The organism is Kitasatospora sp. CB01950, from assembly GCF_001905465.1.
Classification (GTDB): Bacteria; Actinomycetota; Actinomycetes; order Streptomycetales; family Streptomycetaceae; genus Kitasatospora.
The window spans coordinates 787,498-802,466 of record NZ_LISX01000002.1; the positions used below are offsets into that span (position 1 = coordinate 787,498).

A 14,969-nucleotide genomic window follows, 5' to 3' on the forward strand; every position below is an offset into this window, starting at 1 on the left:
CTTCGGGATGTCACAGGGATTGGGTGCGGGTGAAGTACGGCGAGCGGCGCACCCAGCGCGACCAGGCGGCGGCCGCCAGCCCGGAACCGATCATCAGGACCGGCACCGAGAGCTCGAACCACCCGTTGTCGGCGGCGAGTTCGAAGTGGTCGGCGGAGTCGTACAGGCTCCAGACGAGGTAGCCGCCGACCAGCAGCAGCACCGCCCCGCCGAGCAGCGGCGCGACCACGGCCTTCAGGCCCTCCACGAGGTCCTCGCGCAGCAGGTGGCGGAAGCGCACGGCGGAGGCGATCGCCACCAGCGCGTAGTAGAGCGCGACCACGATGCCGATCGCGTTGACGGTCGCCGAGATCAGCTCGGTGACGGTCGGGATGACCAGCGACACCGCGGCCAGTGCCAGCGCGATGCCGGTGATCAGCCAGGTGCCGGTGGACGGGGTGCGGTGGCGCGGGTGCAGCCGCGTCCAGACCCGGCCGAGGGTGCCGTCGCGGCCCATCGCGAGCGCGCCGCGCGCGGTCGGGATCACCGAGGCCTGCAGCGAGGCCGCGGCCGAGCAGGTCAGCGCCACCAACGGCAGTGCGGCCAGCGGCTGGTGGGCGAGCCGGTCGGCGAAGTAGGCCAGGCCGGTGGCCCCGTTGTCGGCCAACTCGTCCAGCGGCAGCACCCGTTGGAAGGCGGTGCCGGCGAACAGGAACAGGCCGAGCATCAGCAGCAGCGACAGGAACCCGCCGCGGCTGGCGTCCTTCGGGTCGCGCACCTCCTCGCCGACGCTGAACACCGACTCGAAGCCCCAGTAGCAGAACACCGCCAGCACCATGCCCTGGGCGAGCGCGCTCGGCGAGGTCAGCTCGAACGGGTTGTACCAGGACAGGCTGAACGGCTGGTCGCCGGCGAACAGCCCGTACCCGCAGAACGCGATCAGCACCGCGTACTCGAAGATCAGCAGGTACTTCTGCAGCGACGCCGCGAGGTCGAGCCCGCGCACGGCGACCACCGTCGCTCCCAGCAGCACCACCATGCCGATCAGCGTGCACTGGATGCTGGAGTCCGGGTCGAGTTCCACGCCGGGCAGTGCGTGCAATCCGGCCGTGCCGGCCAGCTGGACGATCGCCGAGCCGGTCACCGTGGTGGTGTACGCCATGAACACGATGGTGGTGACGATGTTGACCCAGCCGGTCAGGAAGCCCAGCCACGGGCTGAGCACCCGGCCCACCCACCGGTACGAGCTGCCCGCGTCCGGCTCGACCTGGTTGAGCCGCCCGTAGCCGCAGGCGATGCCCAGCACCGGCAGGAACGCCAGCAGCATGATGGCCGGCAGGTGCAGGCCGACCACCCCCGCCATCAGGCCCAGCCCGATGCCGATCGAGGTGGTGGCGGCCGTGCTGGACGCGGCGATCACCACCACCGCGCCGACGCCGACCGATCTGCGCATCGTCTGCGGTGCGGAACCGTCGCCCGTGACGGGTCCGCCGTCCTCGACCGTCGTTGCCAAGGGATCACCACCGATTCAGTTCATGGGGGAGGAACGCCCGTACGGCGTACGCGAGTTGGGGGGCACGCCCGGGCGGGGTGGGGGGACCGGCGGAAGCGCCGGTGGCACGTCATGAAACCCGTCGGCCTCTTCACACGTCAATGGCGTTGTCATAAGCTCGGGTCCATGACCGAACGAGCGGACGGCCGGGCGAGCGAACGAGTGGTCCCGGAGGCGGCGCGCAGGCGGCGGCGCCCCACCAAGCAGGGCACCGTGCTCTCCGAACAGGTCATCGTCGACACCGCGCTGCGTCTGGTCGGGCAGCACGGCGCGGGGGCGTTCACCGTCCGCCGCCTCGGCGCGGCGCTCGGCGCGGACCCGAGCGCGGTCTACCGCTACTTCCACAGCACGGACGACCTGCTGCTCGCCGTCGCCGACGAACTGATCGGGCGGGGCCTGCACGGCTGGCGGCCCACCGGCGACTGGCGCGCCGACCTCCGCGAGGTCGGTCTGCGCGTCCACGCCCACTCGCTGGCCCACCCGCAGGCCGCCGTGCTGGCGGCGTACCGCACCACCGGGCGCGCCAACGAGATCCGCACCATCGAGACCATGCTCGGCATCCTGCGCGACGCGGGCTTCCCCGACCCGGACGCCGTCGCCCTCTACCACGCCTTCATCGACCAGGCCCTCGGCTTCGCCGTCCTCGACTCCGCCGCGCTCGCCCTCCCCGCCCCCGCCCAGCGCGCCGACCTCGACGTCTGGGACACCGCCTACCGGACCCTCTCCCCCGCCACCCACCCGCACATCGCCGCCACCGCGCACCTGCTCGCCGCCGACATGCGGCGCAGCGCCTACCCCCTCGCCCTCGACCTCCTCCTCACGGCCGTCGCCGCGCGCCTTCCGCAGCCGTGACCGCCCGGGTCGGCGTGCCGCCCGGGGCCGGGGCGGCGGCCGGCCGTAGGGTCGGGGCCGATGCCACGGCTCGGAGGGCGGCGGGATGCGGATCCACATCACCTCGGTGTTCGTCGAGGACCAGGAGAAGGCGCTGCGCTTCTACACCGGGGTGCTGGGCTTCGTGAAGAAGCACGACGTGCCGCTCGGCGGCGGGGCGCGCTGGCTGACGGTGGTCTCGGCGGAGCAACCCGGGGGCACCGAGCTGCTGTTGGAGCCGTCCGGGCATCCGGCCGTGCCGCCCTACAAGGCGGCGCTGGTGCGGGACGGCATTCCGGCGGTGTCGTTCGCGGTGGACGACGTGCAGGCGGAGTTCGAGCGACTGCGCGGCCTGGGCGTGGAGTTCACGATGGAGCCGACCCGGATGGGGCCGGTGACGGCGGCGGTGTTCGACGACACCTGCGGCAACCTGGTGCAGATCGTCCGGACCGGTCCGTGACGTCCGGCCTTCAGTCGCCGAACCGGACGATCCGCTCGGCGACCAGGGCGGGTTCGTCCATCGGCAGCGAGTGCCCGGCGCCGGGGACGACCTCCACCCGGGCGGTGGGCAGCACCCGGCCGATCCGGGCGGCGACCTCGGCGGAGTCGTGCAGGGCGCTGCGGGCTCCGAGCAGGAACTGCGCGGGCAGGTCGATCCGGCGCAGTTCCTCGTCGGTGAGCACCGGCGGGACGGGCAGCGCCCGGCGGAAGCCCATCGCGGCGCGGGTCAGCTTCATCAACTCGTCCTCCAGCACGGCGCTGTTGGCGACCGCCCGGGCCAGCCGGGGCCGCAGGGCGCGGGGCGCGCTCGCGGCCAGGCCGCCGGCGATCAGCCAGGCGTAGAACCGGACGCCGAAGCCGTTGAACCCGGCCGGGTCGAGCAGCGTCATCGCGCCGACCCGGCCGGGGTGGTGCAGGCGGTGCTGGAGAGCGACCCAGCCGCCGTAGGAGCAGCCGACCAGGTGGACGTCGGTGAGGTCGAGCGCGGCGAGGACGTCCTCCAGCCAGGCCGCCGCGTCGGCGCCGTCGGCAATCGGTGCGCGCTGCACGCTGGCGCCCGGTTCGCCGATCGGGTCGATCGCGAACACCTGGTGGTGGGCGGCGAGTTCGGGCAACTGGTGGTGCCACATCAGGGCGTTGCCGCCGGACGCGGGGAGCAGCACGACCGGCCGTCCGCCCGCTGTTCCGGTGCGCAGGACGCGGGTGAGGCCGTGGGCGGTGGGGGCGTCGATCGGGGTGCGGGGGCCGGGCCAGAGTGCGGCCAGGGCATGGTCGTAGGCGGTGCGGAACCGGTCGGCGGCCTGGGCGTTCCTGAACTCGCTGATTCGCATGGTACATCTGTATCACGGCATGATACGGGTGTACCAGGGAGGCCGGATCATGAACACGAAGGTCGAACACGAGGAGCGCCGACGGCAGATCGCCGAAGCGCTGCTGCGGATCGCCGACACCCAAGGACTGCAGTCCGCCAGCATGCGCGCGGTCGCCGCCGAGGCCGGCGTCTCACTGCGCCTGGTCCAGTACTACTTCGAGACCAAGGAGGGCCTGCTGCTCGACGCCCTCGCCCGCCTCGGCGCCCAGCTCCAGGACCGGATGGCCCGCTGGATCGCCGCCGCCGGCAACCCGCCCACCCCCCGCGACCTGATCACCGCCGTCCTCTCGTGCATCCTCCCCACGGACGCCGAGAGCCGCCGCATCGCCCGCACCTACACCGCGTACTACGCCTTGGTCCTCAACGACCCCGAGGCCCTCGAAAAGCACGGCACCGGCCAGGCCGACCTGCTCGAATCCTTCCTCGCCAAGCAACTCCGCACCGCCCGACAGACCGGCGCCCTCTCCCCCGTCCACACCCCCGAGACCACCGCCGCCCTCCTCGCCGCCCTGGTCAACGGCCTCGGCCAGAGCGTCCTCGGCGGCCAACGCGACGGCGACGCCGCGCTCGCCCTCCTCACCCACCACCTCGACGAGCTCTTCGCCCCCTGACGCCCCGTCATCGGCACCGGTCGTCCAGGCAGGTCACCGAGCCGTCGTCCCCGACCTGCCACGACCTGCTGTGCCGGGCCGCCCGCCACCCCTCGGGGGCGTTGCGGGCGGCGGCGATCCATGCCGCCAGCGCGGGCAGCGCCTCGGCACGCAGCGCCTGCCGCGCGGCGGCCCGCCGGGCGGAGGGCAGGGGCGAGACCCAGATCATGAACGTCTCCCACAGCTTCGGGTGGGTGCCGCCGCCGTAGTTGCCGCGCTGCTCCGGCAGCCACTCGACCGCCAGCAGCTCCCCGCTCTCCTGGGTCAGCCACCAGAACCTGATGCCGACGGACGCGTCGCCCTCGCGTGCGCCTTCACCTTCGCCCTCGCCTTCGCCCTCGTCCGCGCCCTCGCCGAGCACGGAGCGGATGTCGGTCGACGTGAGCGGCCACGAAAGGCCGCGCTGCAGCATGCGGTTGCGGGCGGGCATCCGCCGATGCTGACACGCCGCCGACCGCCCCTGCCACGGGTTTACCGCTCGGGGGCTTCCACGGGGGCGGTGGTGCGGTGTCCGGCCGATTCGCCCGAGAAGCATCTGCCGCGCCAGGACGTCCGGTAGGTTGCCGGCCATGACTGATCTCGGAACCGACGGCTGGCTGGCCGCTCCGCTCCGCACCGGGCGGTTGGTGCTGCGTGAGCCGGAGGCGCGCGACCGGGGGGCGGTCGTCGAGCTGTTCACCTCGCCGGAGGTCGGGACGTACCTCGGTGGGGCGCGGCCTCGGGAGGAGTTCGAGCGGGCGGTGCCGGAGACGCCGAGGCGGCGGCCCGGGCTGTTCGTGGTGGACCTCGACGGCGCGATGATCGGGATCGTCACCGTGGACCGGCGTGCCCCGGAGCATCCCCGCCGCGTCCGGCCGGAGGGGCAGGAGACCGAACTCGGCTACATGTTCCTGCCGCACGCGTGGGGCCACGGCTACGCGACCGAGGCGTGCGCGGCCGTCCTCGACTGGTGCGCCGAGGAACGGCCCGGCGAGCCGGTGGTGCTCTGCACCCAGACCGCCAACGGCGCGTCGATGCGCGTGGCGTCGAAGCTGGGCTTCACCGAGGTGGAGCGCTTCGAGGAGTACGACGCCGAGCAGTGGTTCGGCGTCCGCCACCCCGCCTGAGCCCGCGATGGCCCCGATCCGTCGCCGCACCTCCCGCATCCTGCTGCTCGACCACCGCGACCGCCTGTTGCTGCTCTGCGGTCGCGACCCGCGCGCCGAACGACGCGTCCCCGCTGTGCACCCTCACCACGTAGGCGGCGCACAGCAGTTGGTTGACGTGCACGACCGCCAACCCCACCTCGGGCCGCCCCGGACCGGCCTGCGGGGCGGCGTCGACGTCCTCATCCCGTCTGCCGGTGGGCGGACTTGAGGGCGTCCCAGCGTTCGGCCTGGGCCGGGGTGAGCGTGCTGCGGAGTTCGGCGAGTTTCAGGAGCTGCGCCTCGGCTGCCGCGCCGAGGGCCTGTGCCTCGGCGCGGTAGTGGTCGGCGATCAGCGCGTCGAGTTCGGTGTCGTCCATCACGGGCGCGACCCGTTGGGCGATCTTGTTCATGTTCCGGTAGGAGCCCTGGAGGAGGAAGGGCGGCTCGGTGCGGGTGTGGTCGGCCTGGGCGGCGGAGGCGATGTAGGCGCGGTTGACGTCCAGGACGGTGCGGCGGGCACGCAGGAGTTTGGCCAGGACGGCGAGGATCCGGTCGAGTTCGTCCGCCGGGTACGGGTGCGCCAGGGGCGCGGCGTCGGGGCCGTTCTCGGCGCGCCGCAGCAGGGCTTCCAGGTCGGTGCGGATCCGGGCGGCGAGCGGGGCGAGGTGGGGGTTGGCGGTGAGGGCGTTCTCCAGGAAGCTGAGCGCGAAGAGGTCGTCGCGGCCGGCCAGGACGTCGCCGAGGTTCCACACGTCGGCGCGGTTGGCGAGCATGTCGGGGATGCGGAACTGCCGGCCGGACTCGGTGTAGGGGTTGGCGGCCATGACGACGGCGAAGCGCTTGCCGCGCAGGTCCCATTCGCGCGCCCGGCCGTCCCACACTCCGTCGATGCGGCGTTGGGCGTCGCACAGCGGGATGAACCGCTGGAGGAGTTCGGGCGAGGTGTGCTGGACGTCGTCGAGGTACAGCAGGACGTTGGAGCCGGCGTGCAGGGCGAAGTTGATCTTCTCGATCTCCTGGCGGGCGGTGGCGTTGGGGGCTTCGGCGGGATCGAGCGAGGTGACCCGGTGGCCGAGCGCGGGTCCGCTGACCTTGACGAGGAGCAGGCCGAGCCGGTCGGCCAGGTATTCGACGAGGGTGGTCTTGCCGTAGCCGGGCGGGGAGAGGAGCAGCAGCAGGCCGCTGCGGTCGGGGCCGGCGTCGGAGTCCGCGGTGCCGAGCTGCTTGGCCAGGTTGTCGCCGAGCAGGGGGAGGTAGACCTCGTCGATGAGCCGGTTGCGGACGAAGCCGTTGAGCGGGGCGGGACGGTACTGGTCCAGGCGCAGCCGGGTCCGCTCGGCGTCGAGGAGCGCGGTGCGCAGCTGCTGGTGGGCGCGGAAGTCGGGCACCTCGTGCGTGGCGAACTCGGCTGTGCGGGTGAGGAGTTCGGCGAGGCGGACGGTGAGGGCGCCGGAGTTCAGCAGGGGATGGTCGCCGCGCAGGCCGGTGACGGTGGTCTCGACGGCGCCGGTCGCGGCGTAGCGGGGAAGTGTGGGGGCGCACAGCAGGGCGGCGGCCTCGGCGAGGTCGTCCGGTCCGGCGTCGTGGCCGCTCGCCGTGGTGAAGGCGGTCAGCCAGGCGGAGGCGAGCTGGTGCCGGGCACGGAGGGCGGCGGGCTCGTCGGGGAGGGTGTGCAGGGCCTCGGTGAGGCCGTCGGCGTCGGGCCCGGCGTGGAACTTGTCCAGCAGTGCGACGGTGGCGGGGCGGGTGGCGAACCCGACCGGGCGGCGGGCGAGTTCGTCGACGAGGTAGCGGCCGGCCGCGCCCCCGGGCGGGCCGGGGAGCGCCGTCGTCCGGGTGAAGTCGCCGATGGCCCGGTCGAGTTCGTGGGCGAGGTCGTCGAGTGCCGGCACCGGGCCGTAGGCGTCGCGGGCGAGCGCGAGTGAGCGGGCGCGGGCCGCCCAGACGGCTCGGGAGGTGTCGTCGGTTCCGTGTGCCCAGAAGAGCCGGGCGGCGCTGCGGGCGGCGGCGGGGTGGCGCAGTGCTCCGGCGTCGGCGTGCAGGCGCAGCAGTGCGGAGAGGACGGCGGTGGCGTCGTGGTCGTGGACGCCGCGCTGGTAGCCCTCGTCGGGCCGGGACTCGATGGCGCGGCGGACCAGGTCGAGCAGCCGGCCGGCGCCGTCCGCCTCGTGGAGGTCGTCGAGGCCGGCCGGTTCGGCGGCGAGCAGGACGCCGGCGGCGAGGTACTCGGCGCGGTAGATCCGGGGGGTCTCGGAGGCCAGCTGCCGGCCCCAGTGGTGGCGGGCGGCCCGGAAGGCGGGGTCGGTGACGGGGGACCGGTAGTCGGTGCCGGTGAGGACGAACGCCGGGGCGTCCGACCCGGCGAGGAGGGTGAGTTCGGGGCGCCGGGTGGTGACGGTGAACAGGTGTCGGCCCAGCCGGAGGGCGCTGCCGTCGCCGGTGTACAGGTCGGCGCGGTCGCGCAGCGCGCGCTGGGCCTGTTCCCGGGCCGCGCCGAGCCGGCCGGCCAGTTCACCGGCGCGCACCGGATCGCCGAGTCCGCGCAGCCGGTCGGCGAGTTGGCGGACCTTGGCGGCGGTCGGGCCGGCGGCGAGGGCCGCGTCGATGTCGCCCGCCGTGGTGAGCGCGGTCAGCTCGCGGTGCAGGGCTTCGAGGACGCGGTCGGCGGATCGGGCGAGGCGGTCGGCGCGGGCGGCGCGTTCGTCGAGGAGGGCCTGGCGGCGGGTGGTGAGGGTGTCGTGGATCTCGGTGCGGCGGGTGGTGAGTCGGTCGGTGAGGGCGGGGTCGGCGTCGGCGAAGCGGGTTTCGAGTTGTTCGACGCGCAGCAGCAGTCGGCCGAGTTGTTCGTCGCAGGCCTCGGGGGTGTCGGCGGTGGCCAGGGCGGCGGTGGTGGCCTGGGTGAGCAGGGAGGATTCGGCGGCGAACTCGGCGGCGGCTTCCCGGGTGCGCAGTTCGCGGCGGCGCCGGGTGAGGGCGGCGCGGGCCCGGTTGGTCTCGGCGAGGACGTCGGCGAGCCGGTCGAGGATGCCGGTGCGGACCGTGAGGTCGGCCAGGTCGAGTTCGGCGACCAGCTCGCCGACGACCTGGACGGTCTCGGCCTGGGCGGCGATCTGCTCGGCGAGCGGTTCGCCGTCGGCGCTGGCGGTGAGGGACTCGGCGGCCTCGGTGAGGGCGGCGGCCTGCTGGAGCTGGTCGGTGAAGGCGTCGGGCCGGGCGAGGAAGGCGACGGCGCGGCCCGCGGCTTCGGTCAGGCCCTCGGAGAGGTGGGCGGCGAGCCGGTCGATGTGCGCGGTGTCGGCGCGGCGCAGCTCGCGCAGCGCCTCCACCCGGCCCTGGGCGCGGCGGAGTTCGGTGAGCCGGCCGACCCAGCCGGTGGCGGTGTCCGGGCTCTCGCCGCGGGTGAGGCGCAGCAGGGTCTCCACCTGCTGTGCGGCCCGGTCGACGGCGGCCGCGGCCGCTTCGGTGAGGCGGGCGACCGTCTCGTACTCGGCGAGGGCCTGCCGGGCGGTGTCGCGGATCGCGTGGAGCGGCTCGTGCAGGTCGCCGAGGCCGGTCTCGCCGAGCCAGTGGTGGCGGTCGGCGGTGCGGGTGCAGGCGGCGAGGACGGCGGTGTGGCCGGCGGCGGTGTCGGTGCGCGCCGCGGCCAGCCGGGCCACGGCGAGGCAGTCGGCGAGGCCGCGGACGAGGTCCGGGTTGCCGATCCGTGCCAGCGGGCCGTGGCCGGGCGGCTGCGCCGCCCGGTACCGCTCGCTGGTGAACGGCGTCCGCCACACCTGTACCGGGTGGAACAGTGCCGGTCCGTCGTCGCCGCCCCGCAGGGCGATCAGGGTGCCGTCGTCGAGCAGTGCGTGGCCCTGGCAGGCGAGCGGGGCGGCGGCTTCCTGGCGGACGGTGTTGTACGGCAGCAGCAGGGTGCGGCCGTCGGCGGGGTCGCGGAAGACGAACAGGATGTCCTCGCCGTTGGGCGAGCGCACCGTCCGTTCGTGGCCGAGGCCCGCCGTGGGGTGGTCGAAGGCGCGGACGCTGCCGTCGGTGAGGTGGTAGCCGCCGGGGAAGGCCAGCCCCTGGTCGCCCGGGAGGAGCAGGCAGGCCTGGCCGAGCGCGTCGATCCTGCTGACCCGGCCGGTCGGCAGGTGGCACACCAGGTGACGGGCCGTCTGCTCCTGGTAGGGGCGGATGCGGACCAGCAGCAGGGTGTCCAGGCGGGCGTGGGCGATGTCGGCGTCGGCGAGGGTCTGCAGCGGCTCGGCCAGTGGCTCCTGGTGCAGGACGGCGCCTGCGGGGGTGCTCAGGGCGAGGGTGCCGCCGGCGGTGGCGAGCCGCAGTTCGCCGCCGAGGTCGGCCTGCGGCTGCGGGCCGGCGAGGTGGTCGTCCCGGGTGACGGTCCGCCACTCCACTTCCTGCCCGCCGCCGGGCGGATTGCTGCGTTCGCCGCGTGCGTCCTGGTAGGAGACGCTGCCGTCGGCGCCCAGTTGCCAGCGCAGCACCCGGAGGTCGCCGGCGGCCGGGCCGGTCCGGAAGACGGCCAGCAGCCGGCCGTCGATCAGCCGCAGCTGTTCCAGGCGCGCGTCGCGGAAGTACCGGTACAGCTCGGCGAGGTCCTGGCGGAACCGGGGGTCGTCGAGCAGGCCCGGCAGTTCCTCCGGGGCGGCGTCGGTCAGGTCCGGGCGGTGGAGCGAGAGGACGTCGCCGCCGCCCCGGTCCGCGTCGGCGGCGGGGTTGCGGCCGACCAGCAGCAGGCCGCCGACGCCCACCGCGTCCCGCAGCGTGCAGGCACCGGCCGTGGCCAGCCGGCCGGTGCCGGTCAGCTGGAGCTCCCCGGCGCCGAACTCCGCCACCCGGCGGGCGTTCAGAGCGGTGGCCCGCCCGGTCAGCTCGGCCGCGGCGGCGGCCAGCCGCGCGCGCAGCACCTCGTACGTGCCCGTGTCGACATCGACGTCCTCGGCCACCGTGGTTGCTCCTTCTCCTTCTTCGCGCCGTTGTTCGCGCGCCGCCTACTTCTTCGCGCCGTCTACTTCTTCGCGCCGTTGAGGGCCGCGAGCGGCGTCTCGGCGATGCCCATCTGCTGGGCGGAAGCGAGCAGTTGGGTGAGCGGGCCGGTCTGGTCGCCACCTGCGCCGATGAGCTTCATCAGCAGGGCGGAGACGGTGAGGTTCTGCACGTCGGCGGTGGAGACGGAGGACAGCACCCGGGTGAGGTCCTCGGTGAAGTTCGCGCTGCCGTCGAGCCAGGGGCCGGCGAGGGTGCGGGCGGTGTCGGAGTGGGCGACGAAGGCGTCCAGGGCCTTGCCCGCGGTCACGGACTGCACCAGGCGGTCGAAGAAGACTCCGTCACCGCCGACGATGTCGATGTTGGCCTTCTCCAGCCCGGCCGCGACCAGGCTGGCCTGGGCCTCGGCGATCTGCCGCTGCGTGTCCAGGCCCGCCAGGCGGATGTCCTTCTCGGCGGCCAGGCGCAGCCGGTACTCCTCGTGACCGCGGCTCGCCTCGTCGAGGGCGGCCATCGCGGCGGCCTTCTCGGTCAGGCCCTCGGCCTCGGCCTTGAGCTTCGCGCCGATCTCCAGCGCGGCGGCCTGCGCCTTCTCGGTGAGGACGACGGCCTCCGCCCGGCCCACCTTCTCGATCGCCGCCGCTTCCTGCTCGCGCACCTGCACCTGTGCCAGGCCCTCGGCGGCGGCCGCCGCCTGGACGCCCTCGGCGAGGCGGATCTTCGCGGCCGAGTCCAGGTCTGCGGCCTGGCGGCGCGCCTCGGCGAGCACCAGGGACTCGCGGGCCTTGTGCTGGGAGGCCTGCTCGGCGGCCTCGGCGGCCTTGATGTCCTTCACCAGCTGTTCCTGCGCCTCGGCCTCGGCCTGGATGACCATCGACTTGCGCAGCCGCTCCGCCTCCTCGACGGCGCGCAGGGTCTTGATGGACTCCTCCTGCTCGGCGACGGTGCGGTCGACCGCGATCCGCTCGCGGATCACGTCGGCGATCTCCCGCTTCTGCGTCTCGACCTCCTTGTCCTTGGCGATCCGGGCGAGCTCCGTCTCCCGGTCGCGGCCGATCACCTCCAGCAGGCGGTCCTTCTCGATCCGCTCCGTCTCCACGGCGATGACCCGCTCGCGGTTCTTCTGTGCGACGGCCACCTCACGGGCCTGGTTCTCGCGCTGGATGCCGAGCTGCTCCTCGGTCTTCAGGAACGCGCCCTGGGCGCTGAGCCGCTCCTCCTCCTGGACGCGGGCGATCGCCGCCTCCTCCTTGGCGCGCAGCGTCTCGATCTCGCGGCGCTGGCGGATCTCCGCGTCCGCCTGACGGCGTTCCAGTTCGAGGACGGCCTCGCGGGCGTCGACGTTCTGCCGGGTGATCTCCTTCTCCTCGGTGCGCTGGTACTCGTTGGTGCGCACATGCTCGATCGCCGTCAGTTCGGTGATCTTGCGGATGCCCTGGGCGTCGAGGATGTTGTCGGCGTCGAGCGAGGTGATCGGGGTCTGCTCCAGGTGGTCGATCGCCGCGTCCTCCAGGCTGTAGCCGTTGAGGTCGGTGCCGATGACCGCGATGATCTGGTCGCGGAACTCGTGCCGGTGCGTGTAGAGGTCGGTGAAGTCCAGCTGCTTGCCCACGGTCTTCAGCGCCTCGGAGAACTTCGCGGAGAAGAAGTCCTGCACCGCCGCCTGGTCGCTGGCCCGGGCGGTGCCGATCGCCTGGGCGACCTTGATGACGTCCTCGACGGTCTTGTTCACCCGCACGAAGAACGAGATCCGGATGTCGGCACGGATGTTGTCCCGGCAGATCAGGCCGTCCCGACCGGTCCGGGAGATCTCGATGGTCTTCACCGAGATGTCCATCAGTTCGGCCTTGTGCAGCACCGGCAGGACGACCGCGCCGGTGAAGGTGACGTCGACCTTCTTCGTCTTGGAGATGATCAGCGCCTTGCCCTGCTCCACCTTCCGGTACAGGCGGCTGGTGAACAGCAGCAGCGCGAGCACGATGAGGAGGGCGACGGCGACGAGTACGCCGAAGCCCACAGCGATGGTGTTCATCACGGTCCTTCGGTTGAAGAGAAGTCGGAGCTGGGCGGGCGGCGCAGTCAGCTGCCGAGCGTCCCGGGATCGAACGGGGCGACCAGGAAGTGCTCGCCCACAGGGTCGTAGTCGAAGATCAGGGCGGTGCGGCCGGCGGACAGCCCCGCCTCGTCGGTGAGGGAGCGGACCTGGACGACGGCGGTCGACCCGTCCTCGGCGGCGACCTCGGCCTGGCCGAAGTCGCCGGTCACGCGGCCGGTGCGCACCACGCAGACCCGGCCCACGAAGTCGTGGCGGCGGGCGGCGCGCTCCTGCGGCAGCAGCTTCGCCAGCGGGCGCAGCAGCGCCTTCGTCCCCACCCAGGCCGAGACCACCGCTGCGGCCAGAACGGCGGCGCGGGCCGGCAGGCCGGTGGTCAGCGCCGACCCCGCAAGGCTCACGAACCAGGCAATGGCGATCAGCAGCGAGACCGCCACCGTCACCGGCACCCCGTCCGGTCGGAGACCCGCGAGGACGCCCCCGTGGGCGTCGACGCCGTGCCCCCCGTCCACCGCGTCGACGTGGTGGTGTCCCCCGTCCAGGCCGTCGAACCCCAGGCCGCCGAGCAGCACCAGCGTCCAGTACCCGACGACCACCACCAGCGCGAAGCTGAACAGGGCCGTGGGAAAGCCCAGCGCGGCTTCGAAGAACCCGTCCATCCGCCGCGCCCCCTTGCCTCACCCCGATCGCGCCCGCATTCGAACGCAGGTCGATCATGGCAGCCGGGGCACTGCTCCCACATTGCCAGGATCCGGCAATCTTCACGCTTCATTTACGCGTGAAAGTGCGGGACGGCGTCGACCCGGGGCGAGCAGGGTCAAACGCTCCCGACATAGGCGCGCAGGCCGGTGGGCCCGGTCGGCAGCTGCCACCGCCGCAGCGCATCGCATGCGCCGGAGAAACAGGCAGCGTCGTCCCGGTCTGCCAGGAACCACAGAAGATGCCGCTGCACCTCGCTCAACTCCCCGAAGGATTGCGGCGGTTCGACGGGCTCACCGGGGAAGACCAGCGCGAAGAGGTGCTGCGCCATGTCGTACCGGTCGTACGACCGCACGGCTCCCGCACCCTCGGCCAGCCCGACCAGTCCGGCGTCGACCGCCCGCAGCGTCGTGGCCGCGGGCGTCCCGGCCAGGGCCAGCATGGCGAGCCTGCGGTAGGAACCGCCCAAGAACGACATCGTCACCGCCTCCTCCGGCGGCCGGGCCACGGCCTCGACCAGCACATCCACGACCGTCGCCGTCGCGATGCCGAGCCGGGTCAGCGCGAATGCGGAGGCCCAGCGCAGCTCGACGACCGGGCTGCCCAGGTGGCTCTCGACGAACGGGACGGCGGCCGGGTCGCCGAGCAGCCCGAGCGCGACCACACCCGTCGCCGCGGCGCCGGGCGAGACTTCCTCGGTGACGAACGCCGTCAGCAGCGGGATCGACGTCACCGCGCACTCGGGGAACCGGGCGAACAGGTTCGCCGTGTTGGCGCGCAGTTCGGGGTCACTGGAGGTCAGCAGGACGGCGAGCGCGGGAAGGGCGTCCCGAACGGCGTCGTAGCAGGACACGGCCGCCTCCGCGTCGATGAGCAGTTGCCGGCAGGTCTCCGCACGGCCGTTGCGCTCCTCCTCGTCCGCGGCCTCGGCGATCCACTGGTCCCACTCGTCGGCTTGGCCTCGAACGGTTTCCAGGTGCTCGCGGTCTTCCCGTGGGTCGTAGCCGTTCGGCAGGTGATTGTTGTCGAGCCCGATCGCGATGGCGGTGAGCAGGCCGACGAACCGGTGCCGGTCGACCAGTCGCGGATCGAGCGCCATCCGCACCAGGAACGGCACGGCGTGCACGGCTGCCTCGGAACGCGAGCCCTGGTGGACGATGCGGTTCGCGAGCAGTGCGCTCGGCGGGTGGCGACCTTCGGAGTCTCCCGCCCGCATCGCGCGGAGGTACCCGGGGACGTCGTCGGCGGTGCCGTAGGAGTGGCCGAGTCGGGCCCAGGGCACGTCGTCGAGACCGGAGAGGGGATCGTCGAGGTCTTCTGTCACAGCGGCAGATGCTGGCACCCCGGACTGTCAGCGGCCCTCCGCGCGGGTGCCAATTCCCGCACTGCGGCGGCGGATCCGCCGGACGACTCCGCCGGGCCGTGGGCGGTTCCGTCGAGTCGCTCGAACAAATCCCGTCCGACCGAACCGTCGCGCGATCACGCTCCGTCGTCGCCGGGCGGCCGGCGCGAGTGGGAGGACGCCGCCGAGCGGCGCGTGAATTGGCGGCCCCCGGGGCGGCGAAGGGTAATCGCTTTCCATTCCGGGCCCGATCCTGACGGCCCTCGGAGGGGTGGGGTTCGTTCGGAGGCAAAGAGGGCCGATTCGGTAACGGGGACTGCCGATTCGGACGCATTA

The 14,969-nt window shown here is 73.3% G+C and carries 11 protein-coding genes; 4 read left to right on the forward strand and 7 right to left on the reverse strand.

Features of this window, described 5'->3' with window-relative positions; genetic code table 11:
* Window positions 1–10: 10 nt before the first annotated feature.
* Window positions 11–1,432 (reverse strand): APC family permease, encoded by a 1,422-nt coding sequence (locus tag AMK19_RS08340; RefSeq protein WP_073809368.1) that lies wholly within the window; start codon window positions 1,430–1,432, stop codon window positions 11–13.
* Window positions 1,433–1,657: 225 nt separating this feature from the next.
* On the opposite strand from AMK19_RS08340, the gene AMK19_RS08345 reads away from it, so the two are divergent.
* Window positions 1,658–2,383 carry a TetR/AcrR family transcriptional regulator gene (locus tag AMK19_RS08345; protein ID WP_073809371.1) on the forward strand — a complete coding sequence of 242 codons (726 nt, stop codon included), beginning with the start codon at window positions 1,658–1,660 and terminating at the stop codon, window positions 2,381–2,383.
* An 85-nt stretch (window positions 2,384–2,468) separates the two neighbouring features.
* Complete coding sequence (locus AMK19_RS08350; RefSeq protein ID WP_073809373.1) at window positions 2,469–2,861, forward strand: VOC family protein; 393 nt, start codon at window positions 2,469–2,471, stop codon at window positions 2,859–2,861.
* A 10-nt stretch (window positions 2,862–2,871) separates the two neighbouring features.
* Here the strand turns inward: AMK19_RS08350 and AMK19_RS08355 are convergent, their stop codons facing one another.
* The gene (locus AMK19_RS08355) at window positions 2,872–3,732 is read right to left on the reverse strand and encodes an alpha/beta fold hydrolase (RefSeq protein ID WP_073809375.1); all 861 of its coding nucleotides are present in this window, start codon (window positions 3,730–3,732) and stop codon (window positions 2,872–2,874) included.
* 49 nt (window positions 3,733–3,781) lie between these two features.
* Here AMK19_RS08355 and AMK19_RS08360 point away from each other — a divergent pair, with 49 nt between their 5' ends.
* Window positions 3,782–4,384, forward strand: coding sequence for a TetR/AcrR family transcriptional regulator (locus tag AMK19_RS08360; RefSeq protein ID WP_073809377.1), 603 nt, complete (start codon window positions 3,782–3,784; stop codon window positions 4,382–4,384).
* A 7-nt stretch (window positions 4,385–4,391) separates the two neighbouring features.
* Here AMK19_RS08360 and AMK19_RS08365 read toward each other — a convergent pair whose 3' ends face one another.
* Complete coding sequence (locus tag AMK19_RS08365; RefSeq protein WP_143200093.1) at window positions 4,392–4,853, reverse strand: hypothetical protein; 462 nt, start codon at window positions 4,851–4,853, stop codon at window positions 4,392–4,394.
* Between the two features lie 139 nt (window positions 4,854–4,992).
* Between AMK19_RS08365 and AMK19_RS08370 the strand changes: the two genes are divergently transcribed.
* The gene (locus AMK19_RS08370) at window positions 4,993–5,529 is read left to right on the forward strand and encodes a GNAT family N-acetyltransferase (protein WP_073809379.1); all 537 of its coding nucleotides are present in this window, start codon (window positions 4,993–4,995) and stop codon (window positions 5,527–5,529) included.
* Between the two features lie 221 nt (window positions 5,530–5,750).
* Here AMK19_RS08370 and AMK19_RS08380 read toward each other — a convergent pair whose 3' ends face one another.
* The 4 genes from AMK19_RS08380 to AMK19_RS08395 all read right to left on the reverse strand — a co-directional run bounded on the left by AMK19_RS08380 (window position 5,751) and on the right by AMK19_RS08395 (window position 14,615).
* Window positions 5,751–10,499 (reverse strand): DNA repair ATPase, encoded by a 4,749-nt coding sequence (locus AMK19_RS08380; RefSeq protein ID WP_073809384.1) that lies wholly within the window; start codon window positions 10,497–10,499, stop codon window positions 5,751–5,753.
* Window positions 10,500–10,561: 62 nt separating this feature from the next.
* The gene (locus tag AMK19_RS08385; RefSeq protein ID WP_073809386.1) at window positions 10,562–12,571 is read right to left on the reverse strand and encodes a hypothetical protein; all 2,010 of its coding nucleotides are present in this window, start codon (window positions 12,569–12,571) and stop codon (window positions 10,562–10,564) included.
* A 47-nt stretch (window positions 12,572–12,618) separates the two neighbouring features.
* Window positions 12,619–13,251 (reverse strand): DUF1449 family protein, encoded by a 633-nt coding sequence (locus tag AMK19_RS08390; protein ID WP_073809388.1) that lies wholly within the window; start codon window positions 13,249–13,251, stop codon window positions 12,619–12,621.
* Window positions 13,252–13,409: 158 nt separating this feature from the next.
* A complete protein-coding gene (locus AMK19_RS08395) occupies window positions 13,410–14,615 on the reverse strand; it encodes a HEAT repeat domain-containing protein (RefSeq protein ID WP_143200094.1) in 1,206 nt (401 codons plus the stop codon).
* Between the last annotated feature and the right edge of the window lie 354 nt (window positions 14,616–14,969).

Bases quoted from the DNA above. Each gene is read 5' to 3' on its own strand.
- AMK19_RS08385 (WP_073809386.1), bottom strand. From the start codon at position 12,571: ATGAACACCATCGCTGTGGGCTTCGGCGTACTCGTCGCCGTCGCCCTC.
- AMK19_RS08370 (WP_073809379.1), top strand. From the start codon at position 4,993: ATGACTGATCTCGGAACCGACGGCTGGCTGGCCGCTCCGCTCCGCACC.
- AMK19_RS08340 (WP_073809368.1), bottom strand. From the start codon at position 1,432: ATGCGCAGATCGGTCGGCGTCGGCGCGGTGGTGGTGATCGCCGCGTCC.
- AMK19_RS08345 (WP_073809371.1), top strand. From the start codon at position 1,658: ATGACCGAACGAGCGGACGGCCGGGCGAGCGAACGAGTGGTCCCGGAG.
- AMK19_RS08360 (WP_073809377.1), top strand. From the start codon at position 3,782: ATGAACACGAAGGTCGAACACGAGGAGCGCCGACGGCAGATCGCCGAA.
- AMK19_RS08355 (WP_073809375.1), bottom strand. From the start codon at position 3,732: ATGCGAATCAGCGAGTTCAGGAACGCCCAGGCCGCCGACCGGTTCCGC.
- AMK19_RS08350 (WP_073809373.1), top strand. From the start codon at position 2,469: ATGCGGATCCACATCACCTCGGTGTTCGTCGAGGACCAGGAGAAGGCG.
- AMK19_RS08365 (WP_143200093.1), bottom strand. From the start codon at position 4,853: ATGCCCGCCCGCAACCGCATGCTGCAGCGCGGCCTTTCGTGGCCGCTC.
- AMK19_RS08390 (WP_073809388.1), bottom strand. From the start codon at position 13,251: ATGGACGGGTTCTTCGAAGCCGCGCTGGGCTTTCCCACGGCCCTGTTC.